Below are 10,527 nucleotides of genomic sequence, written 5' to 3' on the forward strand. Positions count from 1 at the left end.
ACGGAACGATCGCGTCGACGCCGAGTTCGGTCGCCGCCTGCACGGCGAGCTCGTCACGGTCGCCTTTCGCGAGTGCCTGGACGAGCACGAAGCGCGGCGCCGCCGCGGGGCGGTCTTCCCGCGCTGTCACCCGCACGTCGACCTGCTTCGGCGTCGCCGCGGTCACGAGGCCCTCCAGCCATGCCCCGCGACCGTCGCCGAGGGTGACCGCCTCGTCGACGCGAACGCGGCGGACGGCCGCGGCGTGGTGCGCCTCTGCACCGGTGAGCGTGACGGCATCCCCCGGCTGAGCGGATGCCGCCTCGTCGGTGACGAAGTGCAGCGCCACGGTCAGTGCCGGAAGCGGTCGCGGAACTTGCTGAACATGCCCTGCTGGTGCTCGGCGAGCCGGGGCTTGGGGGCCTTGGTGCGCTTGGCGAACTCTTCGATCAGCGCGCGCTCACGGTGGTCGAGGCGCGTGGGGGTCACCACATGCACGCCGACCTTGAGGTCACCGCGCTGGCTTCCGCGCAGCGGCGTGATGCCGCGGCCCTTGATGGTGAGCACGTCGCCCGACTGCACGCCCGCGCGCACCTCGAGCTCGACGTCACCGTCGAGCGACTGGATCGTCGTGGTGGCGCCGAGGATGGCATCGGGCATCGAGACCTCGAGGGTGGCGACGAGGTCGTCGCCGTCTCGGCTGAAGGCGTCGTGCGCCTCGACAGTGATCTCGAGATAGAGGTCGCCGTTGGGGCCGCCCGCGGGGCCCACCTCGCCCGAACCGGGCAGTTGCAGGCGCAGACCCGACTCGACACCGGCGGGGATGTCGACAGAGACGGTCCGACGCGCGCGCACACGCCCCTGACCCTGGCACGTGCCGCACGGGTACGGGATCGTCGTGCCGTGCCCCTGGCACACGGTGCAGGGGGCGCTGGTGACGACGTTTCCGAGGAGGCTTCGCACGGTGCGCTGCACGTGGCCGGAGCCGTGGCAGATGTCGCAGGTGACCTCGCTCGTGCCCGGCTGGGTGCACGAGCCCTGACAGGTCTCGCACAGCACCGCCGTGTCGACCTCGAGATCGCGGTGGGCGCCGAACACGACATCGCCGAGCTCGAGCGTCACGCGTACGAGGGCGTCCTGACCGCGTTCACGACGCGAGCGCGGGCGGGGACCGCGGCCCCCGCCGCTCTGGCCTGCGCCGAAGAAGGTCTCGAAGATGTCGCTGAACCCGCCGAAGCCGGCCGCGCCCCCGCCGCCGCCGAAGGGGTTCTGATCGCCGCCCATGTCGTAGCGGCGGCGCTGCTCGGGGTCGCTGAGCACGTCGTAGGCGTGGGTCACGAGCTTGAAGCGCTCCGACGCATCGTCGCCGGGGTTCACATCGGGGTGAAGCTGGCGTGCGAGACGTCGGTACGCCTTCTTGATGTCTTCCGGGCTGGCGTCGCGTTCAACGCCCAGGACCTCGTAGTGGTCAGCCACAGTCGCCTTCCTGCCCGCTCTCGCGGGGTCGTTCGGGTGATGCTCGTCAGCGTGCGCTGTCGTCGTCTTCGAGCATGCGGGTCAGATAGTGCGCGACGGCGCGGACCGCCGCCAGATTCGAGGAGTAGTCCATGCGCATCGGGCCGAGGAGGCCGACGCGTGCGCCACCGGTGGAGCCGTCGTAGCGGCTGGCCAGCACGGAGGCCTCGACGAGGCCGAACGGCTCGTTCTCGCGGCCGATGCTCGCCGACAGCCCCTTCTCGTCGGCCACCATCTCGGTCATGAGTCGCAGGAGGGTGACCTGCTCCTCGATGGCCTCGAGCAGGGGGTAGATGCTGCCGCGGAAGTCCTGCTCGCGCTTGGCGAGAGTCGCGGCACCGGCCATGACGAGGCGGTCCTGGCGGAACTCCTCGAGTTCTTCGCCGACCACCCGCAGCACGGCGTCGGCAATGGCCTCGATCACGACACCCGGTCGCGGCGCGTCGGCGGTCGCGTCACCGACGCGCTGAGCGCACTCCGCGACGCTGTGGCCCACGAGCACGGCACCCACGCGGGCACGGAGCTGGACGATGTCGGCCTCGGTCGGCTCGGCGGGCACCAGCGCGATGCGCTGCGAGACCCGGCCGGTGTCGGTGACAAGGATGACGAGCACCCGGGGACCACCGAGAGCGACGAGCTCGACGTGCGAGACGTTGGCCCGCGCGAACGAGGGGTACTGGACGATCGCGACCTGGCCCGTCAGTTGCGTGAGGGCCCGAACGGTGCGCGCGAGGAGGTCGTCGAGGTCGCCCGCTTGATCGAGGAAGGAGGTGATGGCGCTGCGCTGAGCGCTCGAGAGCGGACGGAGCTCGGCGAGGTGGTCGACGAACACGCGGTAGCCCTTGTCGGTGGGCACACGCCCCGACGAGGTGTGCGGCGCAACGATGAGATCTTCGTCTTCGAGCAGGGCCATGTCGTTGCGGATGGTCGCCGCCGACACCCCGAAGGCGTGGCGATCGACGATCGCCTTGCTCCCGACGGGCTCGCGGGTGTCGACGTAGTCCTGCACGATCGCGCGGAGCACCTGAAGGCCGCGTTCCGACACCATGCGCTGCTCCTCCCGTTTGGCACTCGGCTCGATTGAGTGCCAATTCTACGGGATCGGCACGACACCGCGTCGGGGGGGCTCGCGGGTGCCATCTGCCCATCCGGCGAACGTCGACGCCGGTGCGAGCGCTGCAAGAAACGCCGGCGTGGAGGAAACGGCTCGGCGATGCGTTTCTTCCCCACGATCGCGTCTGTCGCAGCTTCCCCGCGGGCGACGTCTCCTCCGGAGCGCGCTGTGCGCCGTCAGGCGGTGAGCGCCCGCACCACGGCATCCGCCAGCAGACGCCCGCGGCGGGTGAGCACGATGCGCCCGCGCACGGCATCCGCCCCCTCGACGAGACCGTCGGCGATGAGGGATGCCACGGCCTTGCGCCCCTCGCCGAGCAGCTCCGACACCGCAAGTCCCTCGCGGATACGACTGCGCAGCAGCACCGACTCGAGGCGGCGGGCTGTCTCGTCGGGCCGCTCCCGACCCGCGGCCGGCGATTCTCCGGTCGCCATCCGCTGCGCGTACGCCGCCGGGTGCTTCACGTTCCACCAGCGCAGACCCGCGACGTGGCTGTGCGCACCGGGGCCGAAGCCCCACCAGTCCGTGCCCCGCCAGTAGGCGAGATTGTGGCGGGAGCGGTGAGCGACTCCGCGAGACCAGTTCGACACCTCGTACCAGTCGTACCCGGCGGCCGCGAGCAGCTCGTCGGCCAGCTCGTACATGTCGGCTTGGAGGTCGTCGGAGGGCTCCTCGACGACTCCCGAACGGATCTGCCGGGCGAGCTTGGTGCCGTCCTCGACGATCAGCGCGTACGCCGAGATGTGGTCGGGCCCGAGGGCGGTGGCGGCTTCGAGCGAGGCGCGCCAGTCGTCGAGCGACTCCCCCGGCGCGCCGTAGATGAGGTCGACCGAGACGTCGAGCCCTGCTCGCCGCGCGGCCGCGACCGCCGTGGCGACGTTGGCGGGGTCGTGCGTGCGGTCGAGCGCGGCCAGTACGTGCGGACGGGCGGACTGCATGCCGATCGACACGCGGGTGATCCCCGCCGACGCGAGTGTCTGCATCACGGCGTCGTCGACGGTGTCGGGATTGGCCTCGACGGTCACCTCGGCGCCGTCGGCGATCCCGAACTCGGTACGCACGGCGTCCAGCATCGTCGCCAGATCGCCGGGCGGCAGGAGTGTGGGCGTGCCGCCCCCGAAGAACACGGTGGATGCCGCGCGGCGACCGCCCGCGGCATCCATCACCCGACCCGCCAGACGTACCTCGGCGGCGAGGGTGTCGGCGAAGTCGTCCTGCCGCGCACCGCGCAGTTCGCTCGCGGTGTAGGTGTTGAAGTCGCAGTAGCCGCAGCGCACTTGGCAGAACGGCACGTGCAGATACACACCGAAGTCGGTGGTGGGGTCGACGGCGAGGTCGCCGGGGAGGCGGCCGTCGGCGGGAGCGGGATCTCCGAGCGGTAGGGGCCCGCCCATCAGGACGTGTACAGCGGCGAGATCGCGCGCAGATACCGCGCGAAAAGCGCCTTTCGGCGGCGGCGCACGCGGCTGGTGAACAGCCGGTAGGTGGGCGCGGTCGGACGATCGAACGCGCGAACGACGAACCAGACCTCGTCGTTGTCGCGCCATTCGATCGAGAAGAGCTCTTCGCCGCTGACGATCGAGTGACCGACGGTGCCGAGGATGAACCCGACGCGACGGGGCTCCTCGAACACCGAGATGACCCGCAGCTCGGCGTCGGCGCGGTGACCGTCGACCTTGCCGTGCAGGTGCACGCCCGTGCCGGGGCTGACGAACGGCGTGCCGTCGGCGGCGAAGCGCTGCTCGGCTTCGAGGCGGCTGGGGGCGACCGGGGCCCCCTCGGCGTCGAACCCGACTCCGGCGTAGCCTTCTCCGGATGCCGGGCGCACGTCGGTGATGCTGAGCTCCTCGCCCCGCAGCGGTGCCCACGACAGCAGCAGTTCGCCCGCGGCGACGAAACGCTCCTCGCCGCTGCCGATGCGCCACGCGTCTTCGGCGGGCACGGAATGCTCCGGCGGGTACTGCATCAGGTCGGGCGCCTGAGTGGCGCCGACCGCCGCGTAGTCGACCGTGTCATCGGTGAAATTCTGCCGTCGCATGATCCACCCCTCTCGGTTGGGTGCGTTACTTCTTGGCCTCGACGTCGCCCGACAGCGCGGCGATGAACGCCTCTTGCGGCACCTCGACGCGACCCACCATCTTCATGCGCTTCTTGCCCTCTTTCTGCTTCTCGAGGAGCTTGCGCTTGCGGGTGATGTCACCGCCGTAGCACTTGGCGAGCACGTCTTTGCGGATCGCGCGGATGGTCTCGCGCGCGATGATGCGGGCGCCGATGGCGGCCTGGATCGGTACCTCGAACTGCTGGCGCGGAATGAGCTTGCGCAGGCGCTCGGCCATGAGCGTGCCGTACGCGTACGCCTTCTCGCGGTGCACGATCGAGCTGAAGGCGTCGACCTTCTCGCCCTGCAGCAGGATGTCGACCTTAACCAGGTCGGCGGTCTGCTGGCCGGCCGGTTCGTAGTCGAGGCTCGCGTACCCCTGCGTGCGCGACTTGAGGTGGTCGAAGAAATCGAACACGATCTCGCCGAGGGGCATGTGGTAACGCAGCTCCACGCGGTCTTCGCTGAGGTACTCCATGCCGAGCAGGGTGCCGCGGCGCGTCTGGCAGAGTTCCATGACCGTGCCGACGTAGTCCTTCGGCAGCAGGATGCCGACCTTGACGATCGGCTCCGACACCGAAGCGACACGCCCGTCGGGGTACTCGCTGGGGTTGGTGACCGAGACGGTGTCGCCGGTGTCTGTGGTGACCTCGTACGTCACCGACGGAGCCGTGGTGATGAGGTCGAGCCCGAACTCGCGCGAGAGGCGCTCGGTAATGATCTCGAGGTGCAGCAGACCGAGGAAGCCCGCGCGGAAGCCGAAGCCGAGCGCCACCGAGGTCTCGGGCTCGTACTGCAGCGACGCGTCGGACAGCTTGAGCTTGTCGAGCGCTTCGCGCAGCTCGGCGTAGTCGCTGCCGTCGATCGGATAGATGCCCGAGAAGACCATGGGCTTCGGGTCGGTGTAGCCGGGCAGCGCCTGGGTGGCGGGCTTGCGGTGGGTCGTGATGGTGTCGCCGACCTTCGACTGGCGCACGTCTTTCACGCCGGTGATGAGGTAGCCCACCTCGCCGACGCCGAGACCCCGAGTGGGCACCGGCTCGGGGCTGGAGACGCCGATCTCGAGCAACTCGTGCGTCGCGGTGGTCGACATCATCTGGATGCGCTCGCGCGGCTGCAGCGACCCGTCGATCATGCGGACGTAGGTGACGACACCGCGGTAGGCGTCGTAGACTGAGTCGAAGATCATCGCGCGCGCCGGGGCGTCGGGCTTGCCGACGGGGGCGGGGATCTTCTCGACGATCAGATCGAGCAGCTCTTCGACGCCCATGCCGGTCTTGCCGCTCACGCGCAGCACGTCTTCGGGGTTTCCGCCGATGAGACCAGCGAGCTCTGCCGCGTACTTCTCGGGGTCGGCCGCCGGCAGGTCGATCTTGTTCAACACCGGGATGATCTGCAGGTCGTTCTCGAGCGCCAGGTAGAGGTTGGCCAGCGTCTGGGCTTCGATGCCCTGAGCTGCGTCGACCAGCAGGATCGCGCCCTCGCACGCGGCGAGAGAGCGGCTGACCTCGTAGGTGAAGTCGACGTGGCCCGGCGTGTCGATCATGTTCAGAGCGAACGTGCCGTCGGCGGTGGACCACGGCATCCGGACCGCCTGCGACTTGATCGTGATGCCGCGCTCACGCTCGATGTCCATGCGGTCGAGGTACTGCGCGCGCATGTCGCGGTCGCTGACGACGCCGGTGATCTGCAGCATGCGGTCGGCCAGCGTCGACTTGCCGTGGTCGATGTGGGCGATGATGCAGAAGTTGCGGATCTGCTCCGGCGGGGTGGCAGACGGCTCGAGGGGCTTCAGGGCGCGCGGTGACATGTTCCGTCGATTCTACGGTGGTGCGCCGACATCGCCGTCCGCGGATGCCCAAGCCCCCGTCATCCGGGCTCCCCCCGGCGCCCGTGGCGGCCGCGAGATCATGCGGTCAGCGCGAGACAACACGTTCGTGTCCTGTGCGAGCGCGTGTGCTCATCGCGAGCACGTGATCTAGGCGCGCGAGCTCACAGGTCTCGCCGCGGCACACCCTCATACAGTGGATGCCATGACGGTCCAGGTCGTGTTCGTGCACGGCATCCGCACGTCGTCCACCATGTGGCGGGCGCAGGTCGAGCACCTGCGGGAGCGCGGCAATACGGTGACCGCCATCGACCTCCCCGGTCACGGCACGCGCCGGAACGAGGCCTTCACCCTCGACGAGGCGTCCGCCACGATCGACCGGGCGGTTCGGGATGCCGCTGACCGCGGTCCCGTCGTGCTGGTCGGGCACTCGATGGGCGGGCTGCTGTCGATCGACTACCTCGGGCGCGAGGATCCACCGCCCGTCGCCGCGTTGGTCGCCGCGTCGTGCACCTCACTCCCCCGCGGTCCGGCGCTGGCGACGTACCGCTATCTGATCCGCCGCGCCGACAGGCTCCCCGACCGCGGGATGGGGTTCACCGACCGGGTGCTCGATCTCACCCTGCCGCCCGAGACGCGTCCTGATTTCGGCGCCGGAGGGTATGCCCTCGACACACAGCACATCGCCCTGGCCTCCCTTTCCGACCTCGACCTGCTGGCATCCCTCCGACGAATCACGGTGCCGCTGTGGTTCGTCAACGGACAGTGGGATCAGCTGCGCATCAACGAGAGGCTGTTCACCGCCGTCGCCCCGCACGCCGAGCTCGTCATCGTGCCGCGCACGACGCACATCGTCACGGCGATGCGCCCCCGCGTGTTCAACGCGGTGCTGGATGTGGCGCTCACCACGGTTGAGGCGTCTAGCTGATAGACTCGGTCCTTGGCTTGCGTGTGGGGTTTTTCCCGACCTCCACGACCGCCGGTGCGGCGTCCCTCTACCGCTCGCCCGGCACTTCCAACACTCACTCAAACGAAAGACCGTCGACGTGGCGAATATCAAGTCGCAGATCAAGCGCAACAAGACCAACGAGAAGGCGCGCGAGCGCAACAAGGCCGTCAAGAGCGAGCTGAAGACGCACGTGCGTCGCACCAAGGAAGCCGTGCTGGCCGGTGACAAGGAGGCCGCCGAGAAGGCCCTCGTCGTCGCGACCAAGAAGCTCGACAAGGCCGTGAGCAAGGGTGTCATCCACTCGAACCAGGCCGCGAACCGCAAGTCGGCCATCGCGAAGTCGGTCGCCGCTCTCTGAGCCGCAGCACTTCTTCGACAGCCCGTCCCGCACCTGCGGGGCGGGCTTCGTCGTTCCCGGGGTGCGTCGCGCGCCGGCGCGGCAAGGCGGGGGCGGATCCGGGTGGCGGTGAGGGGTGTGCGGAGGTCGGGGTCGCGTGCGCGGGCCAGGTCGCGTACCGGGGGGCGGGTCGCGTACCGGGGGCGGGTCGCGTACCGGGGGCGGGTCGCGTACCGAGGGCGGGTCGCGTACCGGGGGCGGGTCGCGTACCGGGGGCGGGTCGCGTACCGGGGGCGGGTCGCGTACCGAGGGCGGGTCGCGTACCGGGGGCGGGTCGCGTACCGGGGACGGCGCCGTGGGCGGAGTGGAGGGGATGGGGCGAGCGGAGGACCAACGGGCGCGATTCGGTCCTCCCTTCCCTGAATCTCCTCCCCTCAGAACGGTAGTCGCCAAGGCGAGCGGGCCGGGGAGGGCGGCGCCGCGTGCGGAGCGGAGGGGATGCGGCAAGCGGAGGACCAACAGGCGCGATTCGATCCTCCCTTCCCCGCATCTCCTCCCCTCAGAACGGCAATGGCCGAGGCAAACGGGCCAACGAGGGCGGCGCCGGGTGCGGAGCGGAGGGGATGCGGCAAGCGGAGGACCAACGGGCGCGATTCCATCCTCCCTTCCCCGTATCTCCTCCCCTCAGCACGGGCGGTAGCAGCGGCGAACGGGCCGACGAGGACCACGCCGCGGGCGGAGCGGAGGGAATGCGGTGAGCGGAGGACCAACGGGCGCGATTCCATCCTCCCTTCCCCGTATCTCCTCCCCTCAGCACGGGCGGTAGCAGCGGCGAACGGGCCGGCGAGGATCGCGCCGTGTGCGGAGCGGAGGGGATGCGGCAGGCGGAGGACCCACGGGCGCGATTTAGTCCTTCATTCGCCGCCCCTCCTTCCCTCGGCACCCCGCAGGACGGCGACGGTTCACCGCCGTCTCCACCTGAGCGGACCGCGGCCCTGGCGCACACACGAGGTCGACGGTGCATCTCGCGGTGAACGAACTCATCCCTTCGGAGGATGCGGGCCGCGGACGCCCCTTCATAGCGTGGATGCCAGGAGGTACGACATGCAGAGTGAGCGCGCGGTGAAGTGCTTCGGTGACCGAGAGGACCCGCGAGAACGGCTGGTGGAGCTGTTCGGCGGGGATGTTCCCGATGGCGGGCAGCCTCCCGAGCCGGCGCTGCAGTGGGCAGCCGTCGTCGCCTCGCCCGATCACGGCGAGGTCGCTGTCGTTCGCGACCTCCGCCGGGCGGAGCCCCGACTCACGCTGATGGCGGCGACGTTCCTCGCGCGTCACCTGATGCGACGCTGAACGGATGCCGTTGCGCGCGACGGTGGGTTCAGTCGCCGTAGGGCGCGCGTGTAGCGATGATCGTGATCATGCGCTCGAGGGCGAAGACCGAGTCGCGCGATGCGCCCTTCACCTCGGCATCGGCTCGGGCAGTGGCGTGGATGGCCATGCCGAGCGTGCTGCCCGTCCAGCCGACGAGGTCGCGGCGGGCGCGGTCGACCTGCCAGTCCTTCATGCCGAGTCGTTGCGCGAGCGCCGACGACGACTCGCGGGTGCCGGCGACCCGCGCCATCGTCCGCAGCTTCATGGCCACGGCGGCGACGAGGGGGACGGGATCGGCTCCGGATGCCAGCGCGTGACGAAGCGCGAGAAGCGCGGGCCCGTATTGGCCCGCGATGGCGGTGTCGGCAACGGTGAAAGCCGACGTCTCGACGCGGCCGCCGTAATAGCGCTCGACGGTGCGCTCGTCGATGTCGCCGGGGACGTCGGCGATCAGCTGCTGGCAGGCGGCGGCCAGCTCGGTGAGATCGTCGGCGAACGCCGAGACGAGTGAGCGCAGGGCCACCGGCGCGATGCGCTTCTGCGCGGCTTTGAACTCGCCGACGGCGAAGTCGAAGCGGTCGGAGTCGCGTTTGACAGCAGGACAGGCGATCTCGATGCCGCCACCCTGACCCGACCGGATGCCGTCGAGCAGCTTCTTGCCTCGCACGCTCGCGCCGGTGTGCCGGAGCACGACGGTGGCTCCTTCTTGCGGGTATGCAAGGTATGACACCGCCTCGGTGAGGAACGTATCGCCGCACTTCTCGACGCCGCTCACGCGCACGAGCCGGGGCTCGCCGAACAGCGACGGCGAGGTCACGCCGAGCAGAGTGCCGGCGGCGTAATCGTCGGCGCGGATGTCGGTGACCTCGAGGCTCGGGTCTTCGCTCTTGAGCATGGCGCGAATGCCGGCGGTCGCGCGCTCGGCGCATACTTCTTCGGGCCCGGAGATGAGGACGATCGGCGCCGGCTGCGGGGCGCGCCACGACACCTGGGGGATGGCCGACTTCGCCTTCGCGGGGGCGGAGCGTCGGGGTGCCGGTGTCACTCTCCCAGCCTAGCGATCGGGTCCGACACCGTGTCCCCGGTGCGTCGGCTCATCTCCGTTCCAACGAGTCCCGGCGTCGTCCGGAGCGGGGGGCGAGGGGCGAGGGGCGAGCGGACCTGACCCCATCACCCGCCGTCTTCCTCCGGCCCCTCCTTCTTCGCGGGGATCCATCCCGCGCCCCGCTGACCACCCACGTGCTCCGCTCCCCTCCATTCCTTCGGACCCCACCCGGCGTCACGCGGCACGCCCCGCTGCCCGCCCACGTGCTCCGTGCCCCTCGAGTCACTCGAA

Annotated in this window: 10 protein-coding genes; 3 read left to right on the plus strand and 7 right to left on the minus strand. The window is 70.1% G+C overall.

Going from position 1 to position 10,527, the window contains the following annotated elements:
- From RWP81_RS09545 to lepA, 6 genes are all read right to left on the minus strand, one after another.
- The coding region (locus RWP81_RS09545) for an RNA methyltransferase PUA domain-containing protein (protein WP_314455362.1) at nt 1-328 on the minus strand (328 nt) is incomplete at its 3' end.
- A 2-nt stretch (nt 329-330) separates the two neighbouring features.
- Nucleotides 331-1,455, minus strand: coding sequence for a molecular chaperone DnaJ (gene dnaJ, locus RWP81_RS09550; RefSeq protein ID WP_314455365.1), 1,125 nt, complete (start codon nt 1,453-1,455; stop codon nt 331-333).
- A 46-nt stretch (nt 1,456-1,501) separates the two neighbouring features.
- Nucleotides 1,502-2,542, minus strand: a complete 1,041-nt coding sequence (hrcA, locus tag RWP81_RS09555) for a heat-inducible transcriptional repressor HrcA (RefSeq protein ID WP_314455368.1) — start codon at nt 2,540-2,542, stop codon at nt 1,502-1,504.
- Between the two features lie 242 nt (nt 2,543-2,784).
- Nucleotides 2,785-4,002: a radical SAM family heme chaperone HemW gene (gene hemW / locus RWP81_RS09560; protein WP_314455371.1), complete on the minus strand. Its 1,218-nt coding sequence runs from the start codon at nt 4,000-4,002 to the stop codon at nt 2,785-2,787.
- The gene (locus tag RWP81_RS09565) at nt 4,002-4,646 is read right to left on the minus strand and encodes a DUF1990 family protein (protein WP_055954423.1); all 645 of its coding nucleotides are present in this window, start codon (nt 4,644-4,646) and stop codon (nt 4,002-4,004) included. Before RWP81_RS09565 ends, hemW begins: the two co-directional genes overlap by 1 nt.
- 25 nt (nt 4,647-4,671) lie before the next feature.
- Nucleotides 4,672-6,516, minus strand: a complete 1,845-nt coding sequence (gene lepA, locus RWP81_RS09570; protein ID WP_314455376.1) for a translation elongation factor 4 — start codon at nt 6,514-6,516, stop codon at nt 4,672-4,674.
- 223 nt (nt 6,517-6,739) lie between these two features.
- On the opposite strand from lepA, the gene RWP81_RS09575 reads away from it, so the two are divergent.
- The 3 genes from RWP81_RS09575 (at nt 6,740) to RWP81_RS09585 (ending at nt 9,170) form a co-directional block, all read left to right on the plus strand.
- Nucleotides 6,740-7,462 carry an alpha/beta hydrolase gene (locus RWP81_RS09575; protein ID WP_314455379.1) on the plus strand — a complete coding sequence of 241 codons (723 nt, stop codon included), beginning with the start codon at nt 6,740-6,742 and terminating at the stop codon, nt 7,460-7,462.
- A gap of 118 nt (nt 7,463-7,580) precedes the next feature.
- Nucleotides 7,581-7,841: a 30S ribosomal protein S20 gene (gene rpsT, locus RWP81_RS09580; protein ID WP_055954413.1), complete on the plus strand. Its 261-nt coding sequence runs from the start codon at nt 7,581-7,583 to the stop codon at nt 7,839-7,841.
- 1,083 nt (nt 7,842-8,924) lie between these two features.
- Complete coding sequence (locus RWP81_RS09585; protein ID WP_314455383.1) at nt 8,925-9,170, plus strand: hypothetical protein; 246 nt, start codon at nt 8,925-8,927, stop codon at nt 9,168-9,170.
- A 28-nt stretch (nt 9,171-9,198) separates the two neighbouring features.
- On the opposite strand, the gene holA is transcribed toward RWP81_RS09585, so the two are convergent.
- A complete protein-coding gene (holA, locus tag RWP81_RS09590) occupies nt 9,199-10,236 on the minus strand; it encodes a DNA polymerase III subunit delta (RefSeq protein WP_314455386.1) in 1,038 nt (345 codons plus the stop codon).
- Between the last annotated feature and the right edge of the window lie 291 nt (nt 10,237-10,527).

This window comes from uncultured Microbacterium sp. (assembly GCF_963521695.1).
In the GTDB taxonomy this organism is placed as follows: domain Bacteria; phylum Actinomycetota; class Actinomycetes; order Actinomycetales; family Microbacteriaceae; genus Microbacterium.

Coding starts and splice junctions, on each gene's coding strand:
- RWP81_RS09575 (WP_314455379.1), top strand. CDS start 6,740: ATGACGGTCCAGGTCGTGTTCGTGCACGGCATCCGCACGTCGTCCACC.
- hrcA (WP_314455368.1), bottom strand. CDS start 2,542: ATGGTGTCGGAACGCGGCCTTCAGGTGCTCCGCGCGATCGTGCAGGAC.
- lepA (WP_314455376.1), bottom strand. CDS start 6,516: ATGTCACCGCGCGCCCTGAAGCCCCTCGAGCCGTCTGCCACCCCGCCG.
- RWP81_RS09565 (WP_055954423.1), bottom strand. CDS start 4,646: ATGCGACGGCAGAATTTCACCGATGACACGGTCGACTACGCGGCGGTC.
- RWP81_RS09585 (WP_314455383.1), top strand. CDS start 8,925: ATGCAGAGTGAGCGCGCGGTGAAGTGCTTCGGTGACCGAGAGGACCCG.
- hemW (WP_314455371.1), bottom strand. CDS start 4,002: ATGGGCGGGCCCCTACCGCTCGGAGATCCCGCTCCCGCCGACGGCCGC.